This window comes from Bradyrhizobium sp. CCBAU 53421, from assembly GCF_015291625.1.
In the GTDB taxonomy this organism is placed as follows: domain Bacteria; phylum Pseudomonadota; class Alphaproteobacteria; order Rhizobiales; family Xanthobacteraceae; genus Bradyrhizobium.
This window is the reverse complement of the sequence record NZ_CP030047.1, coordinates 5,854,696-5,878,332: the sequence shown is the minus strand read 5'-3', so window position 1 is coordinate 5,878,332 and position 23,637 is coordinate 5,854,696. Positions and strand designations below refer to the sequence as shown.

At 64.7% G+C, this 23,637-nt stretch carries 19 protein-coding genes; 8 read left to right on the top strand and 11 right to left on the bottom strand.

What is annotated here, in order from left to right:
* Positions 1-280 precede the first annotated feature (280 nt).
* Positions 281-2,302, top strand: a complete 2,022-nt coding sequence (locus XH92_RS28130; RefSeq protein ID WP_246787662.1) for an autotransporter assembly complex family protein — start codon at positions 281-283, stop codon at positions 2,300-2,302.
* Positions 2,302-6,651 (top strand): translocation/assembly module TamB domain-containing protein, encoded by a 4,350-nt coding sequence (locus XH92_RS28125; protein WP_194455018.1) that lies wholly within the window; start codon positions 2,302-2,304, stop codon positions 6,649-6,651. The genes XH92_RS28130 and XH92_RS28125 overlap by 1 nt, the downstream gene beginning before the upstream one ends.
* Positions 6,652-6,756: 105 nt before the next feature.
* Here XH92_RS28125 and XH92_RS28120 read toward each other — a convergent pair whose 3' ends face one another.
* Positions 6,757-7,266 (bottom strand): ParB N-terminal domain-containing protein, encoded by a 510-nt coding sequence (locus tag XH92_RS28120; protein WP_194455017.1) that lies wholly within the window; start codon positions 7,264-7,266, stop codon positions 6,757-6,759.
* A gap of 651 nt (positions 7,267-7,917) precedes the next feature.
* Between XH92_RS28120 and dusA the strand changes: the two genes are divergently transcribed.
* Positions 7,918-8,877 (top strand): tRNA dihydrouridine(20/20a) synthase DusA, encoded by a 960-nt coding sequence (dusA, locus tag XH92_RS28115; protein WP_246788588.1) that lies wholly within the window; start codon positions 7,918-7,920, stop codon positions 8,875-8,877.
* Positions 8,878-8,884: 7 nt separating this feature from the next.
* On the opposite strand, the gene XH92_RS28110 is transcribed toward dusA, so the two are convergent.
* The 5 genes from XH92_RS28110 to XH92_RS28090 all read right to left on the bottom strand — a co-directional run bounded on the left by XH92_RS28110 (position 8,885) and on the right by XH92_RS28090 (position 13,303).
* Positions 8,885-9,802: a LysR family transcriptional regulator gene (locus XH92_RS28110; protein WP_371817828.1), complete on the bottom strand. Its 918-nt coding sequence runs from the start codon at positions 9,800-9,802 to the stop codon at positions 8,885-8,887.
* A gap of 161 nt (positions 9,803-9,963) precedes the next feature.
* Positions 9,964-11,142, bottom strand: a complete 1,179-nt coding sequence (locus XH92_RS28105) for a muconate/chloromuconate family cycloisomerase (RefSeq protein WP_194455015.1) — start codon at positions 11,140-11,142, stop codon at positions 9,964-9,966.
* A gap of 68 nt (positions 11,143-11,210) precedes the next feature.
* Entirely contained in the window at positions 11,211-12,080 is an 870-nt protein-coding gene (locus XH92_RS28100) for an intradiol ring-cleavage dioxygenase (RefSeq protein ID WP_194455014.1), read from the bottom strand.
* A gap of 72 nt (positions 12,081-12,152) precedes the next feature.
* A complete protein-coding gene (locus tag XH92_RS28095; protein WP_194455013.1) occupies positions 12,153-12,677 on the bottom strand; it encodes a flavin reductase family protein in 525 nt (174 codons plus the stop codon).
* Positions 12,674-13,303, bottom strand: coding sequence for an FAD synthetase (locus XH92_RS28090; protein WP_246787660.1), 630 nt, complete (start codon positions 13,301-13,303; stop codon positions 12,674-12,676). Before XH92_RS28090 ends, XH92_RS28095 begins: the two co-directional genes overlap by 4 nt.
* Before the next feature lie 260 nt (positions 13,304-13,563).
* Here XH92_RS28090 and XH92_RS28085 point away from each other — a divergent pair, with 260 nt between their 5' ends.
* A complete protein-coding gene (locus XH92_RS28085; RefSeq protein ID WP_194455012.1) occupies positions 13,564-15,141 on the top strand; it encodes a 4-hydroxyphenylacetate 3-hydroxylase N-terminal domain-containing protein in 1,578 nt (525 codons plus the stop codon).
* A 134-nt stretch (positions 15,142-15,275) separates the two neighbouring features.
* On the top strand, positions 15,276-15,566 hold the full coding sequence (gene catC / locus XH92_RS28080) for a muconolactone Delta-isomerase (protein ID WP_194455011.1): 291 nt from the start codon (positions 15,276-15,278) through the stop codon (positions 15,564-15,566).
* 47 nt (positions 15,567-15,613) lie between these two features.
* Here catC and XH92_RS28075 read toward each other — a convergent pair whose 3' ends face one another.
* The 5 genes from XH92_RS28075 to XH92_RS28055 form a co-directional block, all read right to left on the bottom strand.
* Entirely contained in the window at positions 15,614-16,597 is a 984-nt protein-coding gene (locus XH92_RS28075) for a cysteine synthase A (protein ID WP_194455010.1), read from the bottom strand.
* A gap of 349 nt (positions 16,598-16,946) precedes the next feature.
* The gene (locus XH92_RS28070) at positions 16,947-17,531 is read right to left on the bottom strand and encodes a TIGR02281 family clan AA aspartic protease (protein WP_194455009.1); all 585 of its coding nucleotides are present in this window, start codon (positions 17,529-17,531) and stop codon (positions 16,947-16,949) included.
* 25 nt (positions 17,532-17,556) lie between these two features.
* Positions 17,557-17,760 (bottom strand): DUF1289 domain-containing protein, encoded by a 204-nt coding sequence (locus tag XH92_RS28065; RefSeq protein WP_028334232.1) that lies wholly within the window; start codon positions 17,758-17,760, stop codon positions 17,557-17,559.
* A 154-nt stretch (positions 17,761-17,914) separates the two neighbouring features.
* Positions 17,915-19,522 (bottom strand): HAMP domain-containing sensor histidine kinase, encoded by a 1,608-nt coding sequence (locus XH92_RS28060; RefSeq protein WP_194455008.1) that lies wholly within the window; start codon positions 19,520-19,522, stop codon positions 17,915-17,917.
* 731 nt (positions 19,523-20,253) lie between these two features.
* Positions 20,254-21,126 (bottom strand): NAD(P)-dependent oxidoreductase, encoded by an 873-nt coding sequence (locus XH92_RS28055; protein ID WP_194455007.1) that lies wholly within the window; start codon positions 21,124-21,126, stop codon positions 20,254-20,256.
* A 204-nt stretch (positions 21,127-21,330) separates the two neighbouring features.
* Between XH92_RS28055 and XH92_RS28050 the strand changes: the two genes are divergently transcribed.
* The 3 genes from XH92_RS28050 (at position 21,331) to XH92_RS28040 (ending at position 23,445) form a co-directional block, all read left to right on the top strand.
* On the top strand, positions 21,331-21,768 hold the full coding sequence (locus tag XH92_RS28050) for a VOC family protein (RefSeq protein ID WP_050400268.1): 438 nt from the start codon (positions 21,331-21,333) through the stop codon (positions 21,766-21,768).
* 110 nt (positions 21,769-21,878) lie between these two features.
* Complete coding sequence (locus XH92_RS28045; protein WP_194455006.1) at positions 21,879-23,009, top strand: Mrp/NBP35 family ATP-binding protein; 1,131 nt, start codon at positions 21,879-21,881, stop codon at positions 23,007-23,009.
* Between the two features lie 199 nt (positions 23,010-23,208).
* Entirely contained in the window at positions 23,209-23,445 is a 237-nt protein-coding gene (locus tag XH92_RS28040; RefSeq protein ID WP_194461448.1) for a hypothetical protein, read from the top strand.
* Positions 23,446-23,637 lie beyond the last annotated feature (192 nt).

Below are 23,637 nucleotides of genomic sequence, written 5' to 3'. Positions count from 1 at the left end.
CGTGCGCGGTGCTCAACGGATGCGGCACACAGCGTGAAGAAAAATGTTTCGTGGAGTGCATTTGAATCGCGGAGCTTTCTTGAACGTCGTGGTCTTTGCTCAATCAATTGAGGACTACGAAGGCAATTTCGGCAATGCCCTACATTGTCCATCATGATGGCTATCAATTTCGCGTGTGGTGCCTGTTGAACGCGGAGACAGGGGATCGCCGGATCTGAGTTGCAAAGGCTCGGGTTGTGTCAACAGGCGAGCGCGGAGCGGAACAATCAAGCAGATCGTGGTGCGACGACGTCTGCCACCTTTGCCGGGGCGGGCGAGGCGAAGGCATTTCATCGCGGCGACGCGCCGCATTCTGCGTTCGGCTTGCGTCGCCGTGGTCGGTTGCTCGCTGTGCGAACAGGCTCACGCGCTGGATTTCTTTGGCCTGTTCGGTTCCGACGATCCGCCGCCGGTCAGCGCCACGACACTGTCCTATCGGCTGGAGATCGAAGCCAAGACGCCGGATGGCAAGGACGAGAGCGATGCCGAGCAGATGTTGCGCGATGCCTCCGGCACCTATCGCCTTCGACAGGAACCGCCGCCGGACGGCGAAGGTCTCGTGCGCCGCCTTCAGGCCGATATCAATCCGCTGCTCGACGCCCTCTGGGGGCTTGGCCGCTACAACGCCCAGATCGATCTCACGGTGGACGGAGTTCCAGTGTCTCCCGACGAGGTGGGGCTCGCCGCCGCGGCGCGCCGGGCCGATAGCTTTCGCAATCGGGCGGTCGTTCCCATCAAGGTCATTGCGCGTCTCGGCCCGTTGTTCAAGCTGCGCACCGTCGATGTGGACTACCCGCGCGACCAGGCGCCGCATGGGTTGCCGCGCCGCGCCTTTGCGCTGCGGTCCGGCGAGCCGGCGATCTCGGCCGACCTGCGCGCCGCGCAGGTGAAGCTTGTTGACTGGTTCCGCAGTAACGGACATCCGCTTGCGAAGATCGCCGACGTCAAGGCCACCGTCGATCATGCGGCCGCCGCGATGGACCTTCGGCTGCGGGTCGATGCGGGCCCCAAGGCCGGTATCGGCGCCGTCACGGTCTCGGGCGGAGACGTCGATCCGCGAGTGGTGGCCACGCATGTCTATCTGAGAGAAGGCGAGCCCTATTCGCCAGAGCGGCTCGCCTTGGCGAAAACCTCGATCGCAAAGATCCCGGCCATCGGGGGAGTTCGCGTCCGCGAGGCCGACAAGCTCGATGCCAATGGCAATCTGCCGGTCTTCATCGATTTGACGGAAAGGCCGCGGCACGCGGTGGGCCTCTCGGCAAAATATTCCACCGTCGATGGTCCCGGCATTGCAGGCTATTACGAGGATCGGAACATATTCGGCGGCGGCGAGCGCCTGAGGCTCGAAGCGTCCGCTTCGCTCCTGCAACGGATCGACGGCACGTCCTTCACCGGCTTCAATAATCTCCGCGCCTCGGATTTCGGCGCACGATTTACCGGCACGTTCATCAAGCCGGGTCTGTTCGGCACGGCCAACGATCTTTTGATCGAGGCCACTGCGTTCCGCGAGCGTGTCGGCAACAACGACCTCGGGGGGTACACCGACGATACGGTGCGCGGCACGTTCGGCGTGATCCATCGCTTTTCGGAGGCGGCATCGCTGCAGGCCGGTCTTCAGGTCGAGCAATCAAAATCGCAGGACGTGTTGGGGCGGGTCGATGCGACGCTGATCGGCCTCACCGCAACCGGGCGGTACGACACGACAGACAATCCGCTCGACCCCACGCGTGGTGTCCGCCTCGCGGCGACCGTCAATGCGTATCCGAAGCTGATGGGTTCCACGATCGATCTGTTCGAAGCGCGGGTCGCGGGATCGGCCTACTATGCGCTCGACGAGCAGGCGGACTACGTTCTGGCGGGCCGGTTGGCCGCTGGCTCGCTTGCGGGCGCGCCGCTTGCCGAGATTCCGGATGCGCATCGCTTCTTCGCCGGCGGCGGCGGATCCGTGCGCGGTTACGGCTTCAACACCATTTCGCCGATGATGTTCGGTCAAATCACCGGCGGTCGCAGCCTGATCGAGGGCTCCGCCGAAGTGCGGGTGAGGATCACGCCCACCATCGGCCTCGTGCCGTTCTTCGACTTTGGCACCGCCTCCCGATCGTCCCTGCCAGGCTTCGACGACTATGTCGGCTACGGGGCGGGACTTGGCTTGCGCTATCTCACGCCGGTCGGTCCGATTCGCCTCGATGTTGCGACACCGCTGAACCCTCGCCCCGGCGACAGCCGTTACGCGATCTATGTCAGCATTGGGCAAGCTTTCTGATGCGCATCCGACGACCGCTCATCGTCGGTTCCGTCGTCGCGGCCTTCGGCCTCGTCGCTGTCGCGGTGCTCGGCGTCGTGCTTTACGGAATGGCGGTCCGAGGCGGGGAGAACCAGCAGGACGTGTTGGCCAGCCTCGTCTCGCGAGCGCTCTCAACCCCGGCAACCCAGGTTCATATCGGCGCCGTCGATGGCGTGCTGTCCTCGGATGCCACGGTCCGCGACGTCAGCATCACCGACAAGGACGGAGTCTGGCTGACGCTTGACAAGGCACGGCTCGTCTGGCGACGCACTGCACTGCTGCTGGGACGACTGGAGATCGAGCGTCTCGAGATCGGCACGCTTGAAATCAAGCGAAAGCCGCTGTCGTCCGACCAGCCTGTCGCCGAGTCCGACCAGCCGATCCTGCCGGACCTTCCGGTGAAGGTGCAGGTGAAGGCTTTCGACCTGCGAGCCATGACGCTGGGACAATCCATTCTGGGTGAAGCCCTGAGCGTCGCGGCGACCGGCAATACCGAGCTCGGCTCGCCGTCGGAAGGACTCGTCTTCAATCTCGACGCGATCCGCAGGGATTTCCCGGGCCGCTTCAAGGCCGCTCTCGCCTACGTGCCGCAGGGAAATGCGCTCAACCTCGACGTCAGGCTTGACGAGCCAGCCCACGGACTCATGTCGAAGCTCGGCCATCTGCCAGGCGAGCCGCCAGTCACATTCGCGCTAGGTGGTCAGGGCACGCTCGACAGCTTTCGTGGTGCTCTGAAGTTGCAAGCCGGCCCCACGATCGATGCGACCGGCACGATTACGCTGGACCGAAACGGGGCGGGCCGGGTGTTGGCAACGCGCCTCGTCAGCCATCTCGGGCCGCTATTCCCGGCGATTGCCGCGCCGGTCTTTGCAGGTGAAACCAATCTCGACAGCACAACGCGTATTGGTGACGACGGCAGCGTCGCCCTGGATGGGCTGACGCTCACGAGCCATCTCGCGCGGCTCGACGCGAAAGGCCTGCTCGGGGCCGACAGGGTGGTGGATTTCGCGGCGTCCATCCGCGCCCTGCCGAGCAACGGCGACGTGACCGAAACCGACCACGGCTCGATCCGTAGCCTCGTTTTCGACAGCCGGGTCAGCGGCCCGATCAAGGCGCCCACGGCATCAGTCAAGCTCGCGCTGTCGGGGGCTCATCTGCCGGACGGAGACGTCGAGACGCTTGATGCTTCCATCACAGCCGTCCCTCGTGCCGAAGCCAGCGATCCCGCAACGCGTATCGTGCTTGACGCGAAGCTGCGCGCCTCCGGCATTGCGCCACGCGACGCGGGTTTGGCGGCCGCGATCGGCGACACTGCATCGCTTGTGCTGCACGGCGACACCGACCTGGGCGGCCATGTCAGGATCGAGCGATTCGAGATCGGCACATCCACGGTTCAGGCCACCTATGCAGGTGATGTCAGCGCCGATCGCCTGCATGGCCGTGCCACCGCAACGGTGCCCGACCTCGGCTCCTTCGCCGGCCTCGCGGGGCTGAAGCTCAAGGGTTCGGTGGCGCTTGGCCTCGATCTCGATGGGAACCTCCAGCGCGGCAGCCTTGATATCAAAACGTCAGGTACCGGCGTAAAGCTCGCGACGGGACTTGCGGCGCTCGATGGGCTCGTGGGGCCGCGGCTCGCAATCACCGCCGATCTCTCGGCCGATGGCGACGACAGCTTTACAGTCCGCAGCGCGTCTCTCGACGGAGCCCATGTCGCGGCTCGCGTCAAGGGAACGGTGATGCGCGACTCGAGCGACCTGTCAGCGCATATGGACCTGCCAGATCTATCGGCGGCCGATGCGCGCCTCACCGGCGCGGGAGCTCTCGATGTCGGCCTGACCGGCGGGCTTGCGCATCCCGGCATTTCGTTCGTCGCTTCGGTGGATCGCGCCACGGCGATGCGGCGCCCGATTCCGCATCTGGAACTCGCCGCGACGATCAACGACATCAACGGGCTCTGCGCCGTCGACGCCAGGCTCAACGGCTCCGTCGACGGCAAGCCGGCGCGCGGGCTTGTTCAGGTGAGCCGCCGATCGTCGGAAGGTAACGATAGCACAGCTCCCGGCTTTGCCGGATGGAATGCAAAGACCCTCGACATTGCGATCGGCTCGGTATCCCTGAAGGGGGCAGGGACAGTCGACGCGCAGAGCTTCGCACGTGGGCAGATTGGCGTCGCGGCCGGGGCGCTCGCCGACCTCTCGCCGCTCGTTCTCACTGAACTCGCCGGTTCGGCCTCGCTCGACCTTGCCGCTTCGGCCGATGACGGTCGGCAGTCGGTTCGGCTCGTCGGCAAGGGCGCCGGAATTCGGGCCACCGGTACGGCCATCCGTAGTTTCGATCTGCACGCCGATGGCGCCGATCTCTACAGCCATCCGGTGCTCAATGCCGATGTCAGGGTCAACGATGCCGAGTTCGGCGGTCAAACCGTCTCGAGCATCGCGCTGACGGCCAGAGGCAATGTCGATGCGACCACGATCGGCCTTTCCGCCAAGGCTGCGGGTTTCGACCTCGATGCCGCGGGTGCGTTGACGTCCAGGGAGCGGAAGCGGTTTGATCTCAATCGCTTCACTGCGCGGCGCGGCGCCAAGGCGATCGCGCTGCAGGGCGCCGCGGGCTTTACGCTCGATGATGGAACGGTACTGATCGAGCACCTGGTGCTCGGCATTGGAAGTGGCCGCTTCACGGCCGACGGCAAGGCCGGCAAGACGCTCGACCTCAAGGCGGTGGCAAGCGCGATCCCGCTCGGTGAGGCCGATGTCGCGATGCCTGGTCTGGGGCTCGCCGGGACGCTTGACGCCTCAGCCACGATCGCCGGCTCCGCGGCCGCGCCGGTCGGGCAATACAAGGTGGCCGTCAAGCAGCTGACGGCGCCGCAGACTAGGAGCGCCGGCCTGCCGCCGATCGACGTCGCTGCGGACGGACGGCTCGATGGAAGCCGTGCGAGCCTGAACACCACAATTGCCGCGGGAAAAGCCGGCACGATCACGGCGTCGGGCACGCTGCCGCTCGACGCTGGGGGTCCGATCGCGCTGACCGCGAAGGGCCGCCTCGATGCCGCCGTCGCCAACGCGATGCTCTCCGCCTCCGGCCGCACGGTCTCCGGCAGCGTCGTGCTCGATGCCCGTGTCGGCGGCACGCGCGCCAAGCCCCAGATCGGCGGTGTTGCCACCATGAGTGGAGGGACCTTCCGCGACAGCATGCTCGGCACGCGGCTCGATGGCATCGAGGCGAAGATCACCGCCGACGGCGAGCGGATTGTCGTGGAGCGCTTGGCCGCGGTGACGCCCAACGGCGGCACGTTGTCCGGCTCCGGCCAGGTGCGGGTCGCCCCCGATGCAGGCTTTCCAGGCACGGTGTCGATTCGTGGCCAGCGGGCGACGCTTGCGTCCAGCGCGCTGGCAACCGCTCAGGCCAATCTCGCTCTCGATGTCACAGGCGCCCTGGCGCGCGATCCGCGGATCGCCGGTCGCATCGACTTGATCCGCGTCAATGTCGATATTCCGGACCGCTTACCTACGACGCTCAAGCCGATCGATGGCATCACCCATGTGAACGCCTCGGGCCAGGCCGCGGCACGCCTTGCGGCTGCACGCAAGGCCGAGACGCCGAAAGGCAGCAAGGGGCGGTCGGCGCTCTTCAACGCCTCGCTCGACGTGACGGTCTCGGCGCCGAACCACGTCTTCATCCATGGTCGCGGCGTTGCTGCGGAGCTCGGCGGCTCCGTGCGTGTCGGCGGCACGAGCAACGCGCCGGTGCCGAAGGGCGCCTTCTCGCTCTATCAGGGCAAGCTGGCGGTGCTCGGAAAGACGTTGACCTTCACCAAAGGCAATCTCTCCTTCAACGGAGATCTCGCGCCTGAGCTCGATTTTGCTGCGGAGATACAGGCTTCTGACATCACCGCGCAGGTCGCAATCTCGGGCCCGGCGGCCGCGCCGGTGTTCGCCTTCCACTCGCAGCCCGAGTTGCCACAGGACGAGATCCTGTCGCGCATTCTCTTTCAGAAAGCTTCGGGCAGCCTGACGACCTCGCAGGCCGTGCAGCTCGCAGGGGCCGCAGCTCAGTTCGCAAGCGGTGGCGAGGGAACGGTGGACCGTATGCGTCGCTCGCTTGGGGTCGACAATCTGGACGTGGGCGCCGGGGCGGGTGGTCCGATGGTCGGCGCCTCGCGCGCGATCGGCGACAGGTTAAGCGTAGGGGTGCGGACGGGCGCCAGCGCCAGCCAGTCAGGAGTGTCGGCCAATGTCGACGTGACGCGCCACATCCGCGTCGAGTCGGATGTGGATGCGAAGGGCTCGACATCCGTCGGGGTCGGCACGCGATTCGAATGGTAACGCCAGAGCGATGTTCATTGCCGTGGCGAAGGCCCGGCGTGTGCACGAGAGATCAAGAAAAATCCATGGTCGGAAAGATGACGTTTGGATGCAGGACCGGGGCGGTTAATAACGGCCGCCGTCGCGCTTTTGCTGCGTGATCCATTCTGACAGCGTCTTTTTCGGTGTAGGTCCTGAGGCCCGGCTTGGCGCGGTCCCTGGATTGTCACGCGCACTCCTTGCCGAACGGGTTCGCTCCGGTTCCGTCTTGCTCAAGTTGCCAATCGATGTCTCTGCAGCTTCCTTCTCAAGACGCAGCTTTTTCAGCCGCGCCATGTTGTCGCGTACTGCATCTGCTTCGGGTCCCTCGGGCAACAGTGTTCTTTGCTGAGCAAGCTCTGCCGAGACCACGATACCGACAATCGTCGTCTCTCCGAGCGCCTTGCAAGCTTCGAGCCGCTGAAGCCCCTCGACCAGAACGAAGCGGTCTTCGTCGGGCCTGACGAGAATGGGAGCTTGTTGTCCGATTTCCAGAATACTCCCGGCGATCTCCTCGACGACTTGAGGCTTGATTTCCTTCTTCCTTTTCACGGGAACGTAGATCTTCTCGATTGGGAAGCTTTGCGGTTTGGGCATAGTTCCTACTCCGCCGTACTACCCGTCGGAAACGCATGCCGGGGAAGCACCAGTTTAGGGCTGATCCGCTCGGCTGCAATGGCAATATTGGCGCTCCAGGTTTTGATCGACCCAGGGCCCGAGCGCATTCTGGACGTGCACAGTCGACGCGTAACTGTCCGGCGAGCCGTCGTGGTGAGGGTCATACCTGGCATTTTCATCCGTCACTACGGCGTTGAAGAGCTCTCTGAGGCTGCTGACGCGATTGAGTGCGGAGCGCCTCGCGCTCCGCCGTCGCCTGGTCATTGACCACCTGGTTTCCACGCGCTGACGGATGCGATTGCAACCTCCGCTATTCGCTGGCCGCGATTTCTTTGTTTACGTCATGTCGCTCGCATGTAAATTTTCTGCATTGGCCGATAATTTCTAATGGCGGGCTTCGATGCGTTCGTTTCCAGCAATGCGCGTCATTCTGTTTGCCGCGCTCTTGGCGGTGGCAACGGTCGTGTGCACTCCCCAAATCGTGTGCGCTATGTGTGCACCGACAGGTCAAAGCGGTTACAAGCGTGTGCAATTTTGGCTAGTTTGGGAGGCACGCGTTCTTGTTCCACCCCATTGAGACAATAGAGTAAATCATTGGAATCGCAAGACTATCGCTTTTCCGTGGCCCCGATGATGGACTGGACTGACCGGCATTGCCGGGTCTTCCATCGCCTGATGTCGCGGCGGGCGCGGCTTTATACGGAGATGCTGACGACGGGCGCGGTGATCCACGGCGATCGGGCGCGGCTGCTCGGCTTCGATGCCAGCGAGCATCCGGTGGCGTTGCAACTCGGCGGTTCCGATCCGCGCGATCTCGCGACCGCTGCGCAGATCGGCGAGGATTGCCGCTATGACGAGATCAATCTCAATGTCGGCTGTCCTTCCGATCGGGTGAAGGACGGCCGCTTCGGCGCCTGCCTGATGGCGGAGCCCGCGCTGGTCGCCGAAGGCGTTGCGGCGATGAAGCGCGCGGTGAAGATTCCCGTCACCGTGAAGTGCCGGATCGGCATCGACGACCAGGATCCGGAGGTCGCGCTTGATACGCTGGCGCGCGGCGTGATTGCCGCCGGCGCGGATGTGCTCGTGGTGCATGCGCGCAAGGCCTGGCTCAACGGATTGTCGCCGAAGGAGAACCGTGACATCCCGCCGCTCGACTATGATCGGGTCTATCGCCTCAAGGCGGCGCTGCCGGACGTGCCCATCATCATCAACGGCGGGATCACGAGCCTCGCCGAAGCGAAGCAGCATCTGACGCGTGTCGACGGCGTGATGTTGGGGCGGGCGGCCTATCAGGAGCCGTGGCGGCTGCTCACAGTCGATTCCGAGCTGTTCGGTGAAACGCAGCCGTACGCCACGATGAAGGACGTGTTCGCGGCGATGCTGCCCTATATCGAGCGGCAACTGGCCGAGGGCACGCGGCTGCATTCGATCACGCGCCACTTCGTCGGCGCCTTCCACGGCGTCCCCGGTGCGCGCGCGTTCCGCAGGCACCTTGCGGAGAACGGCGTGCGGCCGGGCGCCGGGATCGACGTGCTGCGCGATGCGGTCGCACGCGTTGACGATCGCCCGCTGGCGTCGGTCGCGGCCTGATAGCGGGTTATTGCTTGCGCTGCCGCCGCGTGACGTCCTGCGCGACCTTCAGGAAATTGAACAAATGCGGCATCCGGTTGTCGCGCCGGTAGTTCAGCGACAGCGCGGTGCCCGGGTTGTGTCCCTCATAGGCGCGATAGGCGACGCCGGGGCGTTCCGCCTGCGAGACTGATTTCGGCACCAGCGCGATGCCGACGCCAACCGACACCAGGCTGATCGCGGTCTGATAATCCTGCGCCAGCACCTGCGATTTCGGAATGAAGCCTTCTTCGAGGCAGATATTGAGGATGTGGTCGGCGAAGCTCGGGCGCGGCTTGCGCGGATAGAGGATGAATGTCTCGGCCTTGAGCGCCGACAGAAGCGTGACCTGCTGTTCGAGCAGCGGCGAGGTGTCGGACAGCGCGAGGATCAGCGGCTCCTGCAGCAGCGGCTCCGACTTCAATTCCTCGTCGTCGAGCGAGGGCCGGGCGACCGCGATATCGATCTCGCGCTGGATCACCGCGCGCTTCTGCTCGGCGTTGTTCATCGCCGACAGCGCGAGCTCGACGTCGGGATAGGCCGAGCGAAACGCCTTGATCACGTTGGGCAGCACGCCATAGGTTGCCGATCCGACGAAGGCGACGCGCAGGTGCCCCGAAAAGCCCTCTCCGATCCGCTTGATCTCGCGGTGCGTCCGGTCGAGCCGCTCCAGCACGTCGCGTGCACGTTCCAGCAGAACGTTGCCGGCCTGGGTCAGCCGGATCTGGCTCCGGCTCCGGTCGATCAGCATGACCCCGAGATCGCTCTCCAGCTGCGCAATCTGCCGGCTGAGCGGCGGCTGGGCGATCGCGAGCCGCGATGCGGCACGGCCGAAATGCAATTCCTCGGCGACGGCGACGAAGTAGACCAGTCGCCTGAGGTCCATGACGTCGTCGCGATCGGTCACGATCGACCGGACGCTTGTTTGCGCGCTTCCGGGGAAGCGGCCGGGACGGCTGGCCGGATTTGATATCGCGTGGTCATCGGCGCACGATCGAGATGGTTGCAGCGCAAAGACTGGGCGTGGGTCCCGGGATTGTCAATTGTCCGCGGGAACGACGCCGTCTGCTAGTCCTTCCGGGTGAAGGCGCGGATCTTGTCCTCGTCGATCTCGACGCCGAGACCTGGGCCGTCGGGCAGGCAGATCTCGAACTCGTCGAATCTGATCGGGTTGACGACGAGGTCCTCCACGAGGATTCGCGGGCCGAAATGTTCGGTGCCCCATTCGAGCCTCGGCAGGGTGGCGAATGCGGCGAGGTGCGCGGCCGCGCCGATGCTGCTCTCCAGCAGGCAGCCGCCATAGAGCTCGAGGCCGTGCGCACCGGCGACTGCGGCGGCTCGCTTCATTTCAAACAGGCCGCCGCTCTTCACGAGCTTCAGCGAATAGACGCTGCCGCACCCCATCGTGGCGACGCGGGCGATCTCCTCCTTGGTGAAGGCCGCTTCGTCGACAAGCAACGGGATGGATGTGCGCGCCGCGACACGCGCCATGGTGTCCAGCTGCAGCGCCGACACCGGCTGTTCGACCAGCGCGACGTCCAGCTCCTCCAGCGCGGGCATGAAGCGGATGCATTCGGCCTCGGTCCAGGCCTGGTTGACATCGACGATCAGGCGGACGTCGTCGCCGAGCCCTGTGCGCAACGTCTGCAGCCGCTTCAGATCGGCCTGCGGGCGGTTGAAGCCGAACTTGATCTTGAACTGGCGGTGCTCGCGGCGGCGCAGCTTCTCCTTGGCTTCCTCGAGCTCCTGGCCGCTGTCGCCCGAGGCCAGCGCCCAGATCACCTCCATGCGCTGGCGCACCGCGCCGCCGAGCAAGGCGCTGGCCGGGAGGCCGAGCGTCTTGCCGGCGGCGTCGAGCAGGGCGGATTCGATCGCGCCCTTGGCCGCGAAATTGCGGGTCGCGGCCTTGCTCATGCGCAAGGCATTGGCTTCGAAGGCGAGGGCAGGCTGTCCGAGCAGCGCCGGCGCCAGATAGTTCGTGACCGCAGCCTTGATCGATTCCACGCTCTCCTCGGCCCAGCGCGGTCCACCGAGCGTCGAGGCTTCGCCGATTCCGGTTATGCCGTTATCCAGCAGGACGCGCACCAGCACGTAGCCCTGATGCGTGACTTCGGTGTTCGAGAGCTTGTGCCGCCGGCGGGTCGGCGCCTCGACGATGGTGGCGCGGATGCTGCGGATTGCAGTGTCTCTCGCGACACTCCGCACTTGCTCCACGGGCTCGGCGATTTCGATCACGGCACGGCTCATTTGTCCTCGCAGGTCAGTTCCAGGTGAACCCTGCCAGGCTTTGCGCGCCTGGCAGGGCATGGTGCGTATTATTCGGCCGCGACGAGGCGCTCGACCGCTGCCTTCTTGAGCTTGAAATCGAAATCGAGAACGAGATCGGTGTCGGCGCCGGCCGGTGCCTTGGCGAACTTGCCGATCAAGCTCTGCTTCACGGCGAACACCGAGTCGTTGTCGAGATACTTGGTTTCGGAATCGTAGATCTGCGAGATCAGCGACTGATAGCCGTCCTTCGAGAGCATGAAGTGGATGTGGCCCGGGCGCCAGGGATGGTGACCCATGTACTTCAGCAGCTCGCCGCCGGCGCCGTCATAGGGGATCGGGTAGGGCTCGGGACGCAGCGCCACGAAGGCATATTCGCCATTGGCATCGGTGGTGAACCGGCCGCGCAGATTATACGCCGGCTGCTCGGGGTCTTGCAGGTCATAGAGCCCGTTCGGCGCGTCTTCCCAGACGTCGATGGTGACGCCCTCGATCGGCCGGCCCGCGGTGTCGCTGATGCGGCCCGAGACCTTGACGGTCTGCGCGTTGTCGAACGTCTTCTTGATGATGGAAGCGCCCTTGGGAAGCACTGGCGGGTTCTCCCGGTAGAACGGCCCGAGCACGGTGGATTCGCTCTCACCGTCGGTGACGCGGTGGTCGAGCATGTCGACCAGCACCTCGACGCCGAGGATGTCGGCGATCAGGATGAACTCGTTGCGCTTCTCGTCCGAGATGTCGCCGGCGCGGCGCAGGAATTCGCAAGCCGCAAACCATTCGGCGAAGGTCAGGTCGACCTCCTTGCAGAACGCGTGCATGTGGCGGATCAGGCTCGTCATGATCTGACGGTTGCGATCCGGAATGTCGCTCGAGAGCGCGGCGATCACGTGGTCGGTGATGGTGTCCTTGTTGACGTTCAGCATGGTCGTTTCCTCCTTTTCTTGCAGTTTGGATCAAACTTGCATCCCCGTTTTCGGGAATTTAGGTTGGCGGTTTCACCAGACAAATTCGTAAGCGGCATTCTCCAGCATCGCGGGCGCCGGGTGCGGATCGGCAAGGCCGCCGAAGCGGCCGCGGCAGAACAGCAGCGGCTTCTTGCCGGGCTCCAGCGCCATCTCGCGGACGCGGCCGAGAAAAATGGTGTGGTCGCCGGCCACGACCTCATCGGCAAGATCGGTCACGAAATACGCCGCCGCGTTGGCGATGACGGGCAGCTCGTTGCGGCGCTCGAAGACGTCGCGGAGGTCGAGCTTGGGCTTGCCTGCAAAATGCCAGGCCAGATCCTCCATGCCCTCGGCGAGCACGCTGACCGCGAAGCGGCCGGTGTCCTGGATGTTGCAAAGCATCTTCGCGCTTTTCGCGATCGAGATCGCGACCAGCGGCGGATCGAGCGAGACAGACATGAAGGCATTGGCCGTCATGCCGTGGTCGCGTCCCCCGCAATGGGTGGTGATGATGGTGACGCCGGTGCCGAACTGGCCGCAGGCATTGCGCAGCTCGCGCGGATCGATGGCGGTCATGGGCTGATGACCTCGAGTTGGATCAGGCTGGATCGATTGACAGGTGGCGCGGTCACGATGTCTCGCCAGTTTTCCAGCGCTGATGCTGCGGCCGCAAGGCCGGATCGCCGAAGCGCGCGGATCCGGCTGCTGGAGACGATCTCGCCATTGCCGCAGCGCACCGGAGGCAGGATCCGCGTGTTGAAATGCTGCCGCAGCAGCTGCGCGGTGCCGCCCTTGCAGGACCCGAAGCGGAAATCCTCGCCGACGATCACTTCGCGCGGTTGCAGGAGCTGCAATTCGGTGAGGAACTGGGCCGCGCCGCGGCGGGCGTAGATCTGGTTGAAATCGGCGACCACGACGTGGTCAGGCGCGAATGTTGCGATGCGCTGGAGCTTTTCGCGCAGCGGTATCAACGCCTCGGCCTGGCCGAAATACACCTTTGGCGGCGGATCGAAGGTATAGACCACGGCCGGAACGCCGCGGCGTCGCGCTGCCGCAATGGTCTGCCGGAGCAGTTCCTGGTGGCCGCGATGGACGCCGTCGAACGCGCCGATGGTCACGACGCAGGCCGCGAGGGCCAATTCCCCGTCGCGATGGAAAGCGACAGCAGCGCTGTCAAAACCCTTGCCCGGATTCTTGTCCACGGTTCGCTCCCTTTGCCGTGCTGTGCGATTACTGCGTCAGCTGCGGCATTGCGTCGGCCTGACGATCGTTTGCCGTCCGGTCCGTGCCACCTGAGTCATAGCCCGAGCGGCGACGGTCCGCGCGGTATGGTGTGATACCTTTCGTCCGCTCAGGCTGAGCGCGTAGCTTTTCCTCCGATGTCACGCCGACCAAGAGCGTGACGGGATGGTCCGGGCCGGCAACGCCCGCCGGTCCAACGACACAAGCGGAGGAGAAACCCATGACTACAGCAGCTGCCCTGCGGGCCGATTTGCCTGCGTCCACCACCAGCGTCTACACCGGCGCCGAATTCCTGGACAGCATCCAGGACGGCCGCGAGATCTACATCTACGGCGAGCGCGTCAAGAACGTCACCGCGCATCCCGCCTTTCGCAATTCGGCGCGGATGGTGGCGCGCTGGTACGACCGCTTTCATGAGAAGAAGGATCAGATCGGCGTCCTGACCGACACCGGCTCGGGACAGCTGACCCATCCGTTCTTCCTCGGCTCGAAGACGGCAGACGATCTCGTCAGGGGCCGCGACGCGATCGCCGAATTGCAGAAGGTCGCGTATGGCTGGATGGGCCGCTCGCCCGACTACAAGGCGGCGTTCCTCGGCACCCTCGGCGCGAACTCGGGCTTCTACGGCGAATACGCCGGCAACGCGAAGAAGTGGTATGCCCGGACCCAGGAGCGGCTCGACTTCTGGAATCACGCCATCGTCAATCCGCCGATCGATCGCGATCGTGCCATCGAGGAGGTGCGCGACGTCTTCATGCACGTCGAGAAGGAGACCGACGCCGGCCTGATCGTCTCGGGCGCCAAGGTGGTTGCCACCGGCTCGGCGCTGACGCACTACAATTTCATCGCCCATTACGGCATTCCGATCAAGGACAAGTCGTTCGCGCTGATCTTCACGGCGCCGATGGATGCCAAGGGCATCAAGCTGATTGCCCGTTCGTCATACGAATTCACCGCGGCTGCGACCGGCTCGCCGTTCGACTATCCGCTGTCCAGCCGCTTCGATGAGAACGACTCGATCCTCGTGTTCGACAAGGTGCTCGTGCCCTGGGAGAACGTCTTCATCTATGGCGACGTCGACAAGATCAACCAGTTCTTCCCGGCGTCGGGCTTCATCCCGCGCTTCACGCTGCACGGCGTGACGCGGCTTGCCGTCAAGCTCGACTTCATTGCCGGCCTGTTCTCGATGGCTGTCGAGGCGACCGGATCGAAGGATTTCCGCGGCGTGCAGACGGCGGTGGGTGAGGTGATCGCCTGGCGCAATCTGTTCCACGGCATTGCCGATGCGATGGTGAAATCGCCGATCGCCTGGCAGGGGACCGATGGTTACAATCTGCCCAATCTGAATTACGGGCTGGCCTATCGCGTGTTCGCACCGATGGCCTATCCGCGGATCAAGGAATTGATCGAGCGCCATGTCGCAAGCGGCCTGATCTATCTGCCGTCGAGCTCGGCCGACCTCGAGAGCGAGGCGATCCGGCCTTATCTCGACCGCTTCGTGCGCGGCTCCAACGGCTATGCCGCGATCGACCGGATCAAGCTGCTCAAGCTGCTGTGGGACGCGGTCGGCTCCGAGTTCGGCGGCCGCCACGAGCTCTACGAGCGCAACTACGCGGGCAATTATGAGAACCTGCGGGTCGAGACGCTGATGGCCGCGAGCGCCACCGGCGACCTCGGTGCCATGCAGGACTTCGTGCGCAACTGCATGAGCGACTACGACGTCTCCGGCTGGACGGCGAAGGACCTCGTCAATCCCGACGACATCAACCTCGTCAGCCGCGGCCTGGTGCAAGGCTGATGACAAGGCTGATGACAAGGCTGACGACAGGGCTGACGATCTGGTAGACGGAGTACTGGAGCCGCCGCAATCGCGCAGCGGCTCCAGTCCATTTTCGTACCGCGCTTCGTCGCTTGCAGGGAGAGTTGACCACCATGCTGTTTCACGTCGAAATGGACGTGCGGATTCCGCACGATCTCCCGGCCGAGAAGGTCGATGCGCTGAAGCACGCCGAACGCGCGCGCGCCATGGAGCTGCAGCGCACGGGAGCCTGGCGCCATCTGTGGCGGGTGGCCGGGCGCTACGCCAATGTCAGCATCTTCGACGTGTCGGGTGCGCAGGAATTGCACGACATCCTGTCCGGCCTGCCGCTGTTTCCGTTCATGGAGATCCGCGTCACGCCGCTGTGCCGGCATCCGTCGTCGATCCACGACGACGACCGCTAGCGGCGGGTGGTGGCGTTGCGCAGCGATTGCGCGAGGTTGGTTCCCGATCACGTCATCCAGGGCGGGAGCGGGAGGTTCTTCTTGCGGAGGAAGTCCGGATTGAAGAGTTTGGACTGGTAGCGCTGGCCACCGTCCGCAAGGATGGTGACGATGGTCTTGCCCGGACCAAGGTCGCGTGCAAGCCGCATGGCTCCGACAACGTTGATCGCGCTGGATCCGCCCAGCACCAAGCCCTCATGGGCGACCAGGTCGAACAGGACGGGTAGCGCCTCCTCATCGGTGATCCGGTAGGCCATGTCGATTGGGGTGCCCTCGAGGTTCTTCGTCACACGCACCTGGCCGATGCCTTCCGTGATCGACTCACCCTCCGTCGTCAGCTCGCCCTTCGTGAACCAGTTGTAGAGCGCGGCGCCCATGGGGTCGCTGAGCGCAATCTTCACATCGGGGTTTCGCTCCTTGAGGGCGCGCGCAATGCCACCCAGCGTCCCGCCGCTGCCGACGGCGCAGGTGAAGCCATCGACCTTGCCATCCGTCTGTTGCCAGATCTCGGGGCCGGTCGTGCGGTAGTGGCCGTCGCGGTTGGCGACGTTGTCGAACTGATCGGCCCAGAACGCGCCGAGCTCCTCGGCGAGGCGGCCGGAATAGCGCGCATAGTGGTCCGGATGGGAAGATGGCACGGCGGGCATCAGGCGCAGATCGGCGCCGCACAGCCGCAGCATGTCCTGCTTTTCCTGACTTTGCGTATCGGGCATCACGATCACGGATCGATAGCCGCGCGCATTGGCCACGAGCGCAATGCCGATGCCGACGTTACCGGCCGTGCCTTCCACGATGACGCCGCCCGGCTCGAGCCGGCCGCGCTGCTCGGCATCGTCGATGATGGCGAGCGCCGCACGATCCTTGATCGAGCCGCCCGGATTAAGGAATTCGGCCTTGCCGTAAATGTTGCAGCCGGTGATCTGCGATGCCGCGCGCAGCCTGATCAACGGAGTGTTGCCAATGGAGTCCAGAAAACCGGATCGAACATTCATGGTTGCCCCGCCTGGCCAAACAGTAGCTTGATGCTGTCTTTGTCTTGATCTCGGAAATTTCTTTTCCGCGCGGCGTGCGAGATTGGAAATACTTGTCTCTGACCGCGTCGCTATCAGACTTGTAGCGCTCCGACATGCCGGAGCACAAAGCGAAGCTCAGTAGAGCCACTTTTCGTGCGCGCTACAATCATAGCTTTTCGACAGTACGACTGCAGATTATTCATGCGCTCGGTGCGTTGCGTCGTTTCACTGCGGAAATTGATCCGCATCGTGCACGCGTCGGGCATGCAAGCAGAGGAGACGGCATCAAGCCGCTCCTGGCTTTCGTTGCGTTGATGGTTGGCGCAGCCTAGTCGACGACCGTGCGCGGGCGACGGTGACGGCTGGAGGCGTTGATGCTGCCGGTGACGTCGGGGTAACCGGTCAGGCTCAGCGTGTCGGAGCGGACGCCCCAGCTTTCCAGCCGGTCGAGGAAGCTCATGCCGAGCAGGTTGGTCTTCATCTGACCACGCTGCACCACCAGCGCCGGCACCGATTTCTCGACCAGCTTGCCGACCGCTAGACGATCGAGCACGAGCCGCGCCGCCTTGGTGTGACCGCCGGCGGTCTCCAGGTCGACATTGTATTCGAGCATGTCGGTCGGGAGCCCGATCGCCTTGGCGGTTTCCCAGGTCAGTACGACCGAGGTCGCGCCGGTGTCGATCACCATCGGTGCGCTGACGCCGTTGATCTTGGCGCGGAACGCGAATTCACCGCCCTGGCTGCGCGCAATCTGCACCGCCGGGGCAGGGGCGGAGGCCGGCGCGGCGATGCTGCGACCGAAGAGCTGGGTCAGGTTCTGTCTGGCGAGCGCGATCTGATCGGGATCGCCATAGGCGACAACCGCGCCGGCGGTTGCCATCAAGAGCAGGATGACGAGGAGGATACGGGTCACGGTGCGACTCCGGTCGCGGCGGTGGTCACGCGCGCTTCGGACGCGGCTCCATGCGCTCGAGCCCAGCCTCGGCCATCCGCGCCGGCAGCGTCGCCATCACGGACAGCCGCTCCGCGCGGTCCATCTTGTGCCAGCGCGCGATCTCCGGAAGCGTGCGACCACAGCCGAAGCAGAGCTTCGTCCTGGGGTCCATCATGCAGACTGCGATACACGGCGTTTCTGAGCTCATGCTTCAACTGTTGAACCGTTTCACCCGCCAGTGCAAGCCGGTCGAATCGGGATGCACCATCACGCCCCGGCCTTTTGTCGTGAGCATGGTCCTGGCGCGAACGCCTTGCGTTCGTTGGTAGCGAATTCCGCGTCACGATCTTCCGCGACATGCTCTACAATCCGGTGCCGGCACTCATGATCGACTTGCGACGCACGCGTTTCCGGTCGGCGCCCATCGCGGGCTCGGCGGGCTCAGGCGGCTGCATCGGCGGCGCCTCTTCCGTCATCGGCGCCAGCGCGCTCATCACCCGCTCCGGCGGCAAGGTCACGATCACCTCGGTGCCGATGCGCAGCTTCGATTTCAGCGTGAAGGTGCCGCCATGCATGTCGATCAGGCTCTTCGCGATCGGCAGGCCAAGGCCCGCGCCCTGTTCCGCCGACTTGATCGAGTTGGAGCCCTGGCCGAACGAGGCCAGCACGACCGGGATCTCGTCCTCGGCGATGCCGCTTCCGGTGTCCTTGACGCTCAGATATTGCCCGCCCGATGCGGTCCAACCGACCTTCAGCCAGATCTCGCCGCCCTGCGGGGTGAACTTGATCGAGTTGGAGAGCAGGTTGAGCACGACCTGGCGGATGGCGCGCTCGTCGCCCCAGATCCTCGGCATGCCGTGCTCGAACACCTCGTGGATGGTGATGCCGCGGCTGGAGGCGCGCAGCTTCAGGAGATGGTGGCAGTCGGCGACGACATGCACCAGCGCGACGGCCTCTTCGTTCAGCTCGTAACGGCCGGCCTCGATGCGCGACAGATCGAGGATCTCGTTGATGAGGTTGAGCAGGTGCACGCCGGAATTATGGATGTCGGCGGAATATTCCTTGTAGACCGGCACCGCGTGCGCGCCGAAGATCTCGCTCTTCATCACCTCGGAGAAGCCGAGGATGGCGTTGAGCGGCGTGCGCAGCTCGTGGCTCATCTGGGCCAGGAAGCGCGACTTGGCGACGTTGGCGGATTCGGCGCGGTGCCGCGCCTCGTCGGAGATCGCCTTGGCCTGTTCCAGCTCGCCGATCAGCGCGTCCTTTTCGGCGCGGGCTTCCAGCGTCGCCAGCGTGGTCGAATGCAGGCGATGCGCCAGCAGCGCGAAATAGCCCTCGGCGGCAAGCGCGAGCAGCGCCAGCACGTAATTGTCGAACGCACCGTTGAGCACGAGGTCGAGCGCGATCCCGACCGTCACCGGAACGGTCGCCGCGAGTGCTGCGATCGGCAGGCTCGCCGCCAGCATGCTGGAGACCGCGATCACCAGCAGCATCAGGAACATCATCAGCGTGTTGGAGGAGAGATCGCGTCCGGCGGGGTGGATCAGGATCGCGGTCCAGCACAGGCCGTAGAGCAGGTCGAGCAGCACGAAGCGAGTCCGCCATTTGCGGGTCACCGCGACCGAGGTCGGCTCGGCGAGGAAGCGGTAGCAGCTGCGGATGATCGCGAGATGGACACCGAGGATGCCGACCGTCCAGGCGCCCGCCACGATCGGCTTCATCCAGAGGCCAAACAGGACGCCGGTTGCCACCACGAGCAGCATCACGACGTAGGAGGCCGAGATCCGGGTCTGGGCGTATTGGCGCAGCAGTTCGGCGTCGAATGCCGGGCGGGTTCCACTTGACGACGTTAACCGATCCCGTGCCTCGCGCACCCGCTGCGCAGCGACGCGCCGGCTGTTCACCGGCGCTGCCACTTGAGGTCCTGCCGGAAGCGCTACAACTTCAGGCTTTTCTGCGGGATTACTCATCAACAACACAAGTCCTGCCCACGAACCGCGCGGGCTTTTTGCATTGTCTATCTGTGACGCCAATTCATTAAGCGTTACCTTAAAGAGCTAAAGAAAGGCGTTAACCGGAGGTTAAATTAACCTTTTCAGCGCATCCCGTCCGAGACCCATCGCGGGGCACTGGCTCGTCGGCCCGCGCGGTATTCGAGATAGGCGCGCGACCACAGCACGCTGTTCTCGAATGGATCCTGGTCGAACCGTTCGGGCACTGAATGGGTCCATCTGATCGGATAGTGTTGCGTCTTGCAGACAGGCCTATCCCGCAACAGGCCGTCGGGGCCACCAGGCGCCCGGCTCAGCGGCGGTGGCCCGCGCCGTGAGAAGCGCGAGCCCAACAAGTATCCCAACTGATGTGAGTCCTGCTCTCACCTGTCAGAAGGCCCCCTCCGGCTTACCGCTGGGGAACTACGGTGCACTTAACGGACTCTCATTCTGCCAGCAGAAGCACAGTCAACCTCGATTAAGTCAAGTGCACTGTCACCGCAATTCCCGGCACGATTTCGGAATAATGGAATTGTGCCGCTGAGTTGCCCGACGTGTCAAGTCGTCGTGTCGAACGCCGGCAGCTGCCGGTTACTTTGCATGGGGTTGTTTTCGATATTTTGGCAGTGCGCCCATGCGGAGACAGGCTGTCACAGAAGCCGCGAGTGCCATCTGCGATAGCCCTGTCTCGCAAGGGGGAGGTTGATGAGTTACCTCTGCAACCGCGCCAGCAGGCTCGACGTATCCCAGCGCTTGCCACCCATCTTCTCGACCTCGGCATAGAACTGGTCGACAAGCGCGGTCGCCGGCAGCGTCGCGCCGTTGCGGCGGGCTTCCGCCAGCGCGATCGAGAGGTCCTTGCGCATCCATTCGACCGCGAAGCCGAAATCGTACTTGCCCTCGTTCATGGTCTTGTAGCGGTTCTCCATCTGCCAGGACTGCGCCGCGCCCTTGGAGATGGTCTCGATCACGGCGGTGACGTCGAGGCCACTCTTCTTGGCGAAGTGGATGCCCTCGGACAGGCCCTGCACGAGGCCTGCGATGCAGATCTGGTTGACCATCTTGGTCAGCTGGCCGGCGCCTGCCGGTCCGAGCAGCTTGCACATCCGCGCATAGGCACCGGAGATGATCGGCTCGGCGCCGGCATAGGCGGCTTCGCTGCCGCCGCACATCACCGTCAGCACGCCGTTCTCGGCGCCGGCCTGGCCGCCGGACACCGGCGCATCGACGAATTTGAAGCCGGCCTTGGTGGCGGCGGCATCGAGCTCGCGGGCGACTTCGGCGGAGGCGGTGGTGTGGTCGACGAAGGTCGCGCCCTTCTTCATGCCGGCGAAGGCGCCGTCGGGGCCGATGGTGACGGCGCGCAGGTCGTTGTCGTTGCCGACGCAGCACATCACGAAATCCTGGCCTTCGGCGGCGGCCTTCGGGGTCGGTGCGGTCTTGCCGCCGAACTTGTCGGCCCATTCCTTCGCCTTCGCCGCGGTCCGGTTGTAAACGGTGACCTCATGGCCGCCCTTTTTCACGAGGTGTCCCGCCATCGGGAAACCCATTACGCCGAGACCGAGGAAAGCGACTTTAGCCATGTCTGATACCTTGTGATTTGCCGTGGTGACCGCCCCTTGAGACCGCCGGAAAACGTCGCGGCGGGCAGGGCATTTTCGTCCATGGAAGGAGCCGCACCATACCCCCTGCGCAGCGGAGGGCAACGGCTTCGTTGGATGGCAGACCCCGGTTTTGTGCTAGGATCGGCCCACCAAAAGAACCTCACAAAAAAGGGAGTGTCTCGCATGGGCATGAGCGTCGGTGTGCTCGATCATTTCAATATCCGGACCCGGAATCTCGCCGCCACGGTGCGGTTCTACGAGGACATTCTGGGCCTGGAAAAGGGCGCGCGGCCGAACTTCGCGTTCCCCGGTGCGTGGATGTACAGCGAGGGCAAGGCGGTCGTGCATCTGGTCGATATTTCCGCGACCGACGAGGCACAAAAGCCTGACTCGGGCGTCGTCCATCACGTCGCCTTTGCCAGCCAGGGCTTTGACGGGATGCGGCAGCGGCTGCAGTCCAAGGGCATGGAATTCGACTCGCGCCAGGTTCCCGGCGGCGACCTCTGGCAGATCTTCGTCAACGACCCCAACGGGGTCATGATCGAGCTGAACTACGAGGCCGCCAAGGAAGGCGGCGCGGCTGCTCCGGCCGAGCGGCGGGACGACGTCGGAGCGAGGTAGCCTTTTGCGCTGCAACGCTCTATGGGTGCTCTCTTGGGGCATGATCCGGAAAAGTGCGAAGCGGTTTTCCGAACAAGATCATGCCGACTAAAACGGCCGGGAGATGCGCGGTGAGCGTGACGCAGCAACAGGTTCTCGATTGTCTTGCCAAGGTGATGTCGCCTCGCGGCACCGCCTTGACCAACGCCAACGTGCTGTCGGCGATCACGGTCACCGACGGCAAGGTCTTTTTCTCGATCAACGTCGATGCCGCCGAAGCCCGCGCCTGGGAGAGCGTGCGTGCGCAGGCCGAGAACGCCGTGCGCGCCATTCCCGGCGTCAGCGTCGCGATGATCGCGCTGACCGCGGAGCGCAAGGCGGGTGCTGCGGCGCCGACGCCGCGGCCGGCCGGCGGTGTCCAGCCTGCGTCCGCGCACCGTCATCCGCACCCGCCCGGTGCGCAATCGCCGATGGCCCGCCAGGCCGAGATCCCCGGCATCTCCGCCGTCATCGCGGTTGCCTCCGGCAAGGGCGGGGTCGGCAAGTCGACCACGGCACTCAACCTCGCGCTCGGTCTGCGCGACATCGGCCTGCGCGTCGGGCTGCTCGACGCCGACATCTACGGACCGTCGGTGCCGCGGCTGACCGGCATCCGCGAGAAGCCGCAGCTCAACGACGACAAGAAGATGGTCCCGCTGCAGCGCTTCGGCCTGTCGATCATGTCGATCGGCTTTTTGGTCGAGGAAGACACCGCGATGATCTGGCGCGGGCCGATGGTGATGTCGGCGATCACCCAGATGCTGCGCGACGTCGCCTGGGGCACGCTCGACGTGCTGGTCGTCGATATGCCGCCCGGCACCGGCGATGCGCAGCTCACGCTGGCGCAGAACGTCCCGCTCAAGGGCGCCGTCATCATCTCGACGCCGCAGGACCTCTCGCTGATCGATGCCCGGCGCGGGCTGGCGATGTTCAAGAAGGTCAATGTGCCGGTGCTCGGCATCGTCGAGAACATGAGCTATTTCCAGTGCCCGCATTGCGGCACGCGCTCGGACATCTTCGGCCATGGCGGCGCCCGCCACGAGGCCGAGAAGCTCGGGGTGCCGTTCCTCGGCGAGATCCCCCTGCACATCGCCATCCGCACCGCCTCCGATGCCGGCAACCCGGTGGTCGAGAGCGAGCCGGATGGCCCGCACGCGGCGATCTACCGCGCGATCGGCAGCAAGGTTCGCGAGCAGCTGCAAGGCGTGATCGCCGCCGCCTGAGCCGGCGCGATGGCCGACGGCCCTCGAGGGCCGGCTCCCGGTGGCCTTTCTTCACAGGCCTGTCGCCGCTGGACGATTGCTGAATCGCGTCCGGCCTGTATGTTTGTCCGGCACTGGCCGAATCGTACCACCGTTCCGTCGCTTGAAGGCGGGCACGGGTAGCCGAAATGCGGGAAGGGGCCGTGAGGCGACCGGCGACATGGCAGCATCGCGCGAAGGAAGCAAGGAACGCCGCAAGCATCTGACGCGGGAGAAGCGCGAAGAGGCCTCCCGGATGGCGTTCAACCTTGCGAAGAAATCCGACTCGATCGGCGAGGCCGCCACCGCGATCGCCAAAACGTATGGTGTGAGCAAGACGACTGCGCAAAGCTGGATCCGGCGCGGGCGGCATCTGGCCGACAAAGCCAAGAAGGCGCGAGAGGCGACGCGGCGCTGATGGCCACGGCGGCCCGGTGGTTGAGCGCCGACCGGGCGGCGGCCCGTACGCGGCGATTTACCGCGCGATGGACGACAAGCCAGCGAGCCCCTGCAGGCGGTCCCGGCAGCGGCAGGAGGCTGCGTTTTCCAGCAGATCTCCCGCGTCATCAGACTTTCGTTTAATTGGTGCGGTCATGCCATTGTCGCGTTT

Excerpts from the sequence above, each read along its gene's own strand:
- XH92_RS28125 (WP_194455018.1), top strand. The coding sequence starts at position 2,302 with ATGCGCATCCGACGACCGCTCATCGTCGGTTCCGTCGTCGCGGCCTTC.
- XH92_RS28120 (WP_194455017.1), bottom strand. The coding sequence starts at position 7,266 with ATGCCCAAACCGCAAAGCTTCCCAATCGAGAAGATCTACGTTCCCGTG.
- dusA (WP_246788588.1), top strand. The coding sequence starts at position 7,918 with ATGATGGACTGGACTGACCGGCATTGCCGGGTCTTCCATCGCCTGATG.
- XH92_RS28105 (WP_194455015.1), bottom strand. The coding sequence starts at position 11,142 with ATGAGCCGTGCCGTGATCGAAATCGCCGAGCCCGTGGAGCAAGTGCGG.
- XH92_RS28100 (WP_194455014.1), bottom strand. The coding sequence starts at position 12,080 with ATGCTGAACGTCAACAAGGACACCATCACCGACCACGTGATCGCCGCG.
- XH92_RS28095 (WP_194455013.1), bottom strand. The coding sequence starts at position 12,677 with ATGACCGCCATCGATCCGCGCGAGCTGCGCAATGCCTGCGGCCAGTTC.
- XH92_RS28085 (WP_194455012.1), top strand. The coding sequence starts at position 13,564 with ATGACTACAGCAGCTGCCCTGCGGGCCGATTTGCCTGCGTCCACCACC.
- catC (WP_194455011.1), top strand. The coding sequence starts at position 15,276 with ATGCTGTTTCACGTCGAAATGGACGTGCGGATTCCGCACGATCTCCCG.
- XH92_RS28075 (WP_194455010.1), bottom strand. The coding sequence starts at position 16,597 with ATGAATGTTCGATCCGGTTTTCTGGACTCCATTGGCAACACTCCGTTG.
- XH92_RS28065 (WP_028334232.1), bottom strand. The coding sequence starts at position 17,760 with ATGAGCTCAGAAACGCCGTGTATCGCAGTCTGCATGATGGACCCCAGG.
- XH92_RS28060 (WP_194455008.1), bottom strand. The coding sequence starts at position 19,522 with ATGAGTAATCCCGCAGAAAAGCCTGAAGTTGTAGCGCTTCCGGCAGGA.
- XH92_RS28055 (WP_194455007.1), bottom strand. The coding sequence starts at position 21,126 with ATGGCTAAAGTCGCTTTCCTCGGTCTCGGCGTAATGGGTTTCCCGATG.
- XH92_RS28050 (WP_050400268.1), top strand. The coding sequence starts at position 21,331 with ATGGGCATGAGCGTCGGTGTGCTCGATCATTTCAATATCCGGACCCGG.
- XH92_RS28040 (WP_194461448.1), top strand. The coding sequence starts at position 23,209 with ATGGCAGCATCGCGCGAAGGAAGCAAGGAACGCCGCAAGCATCTGACG.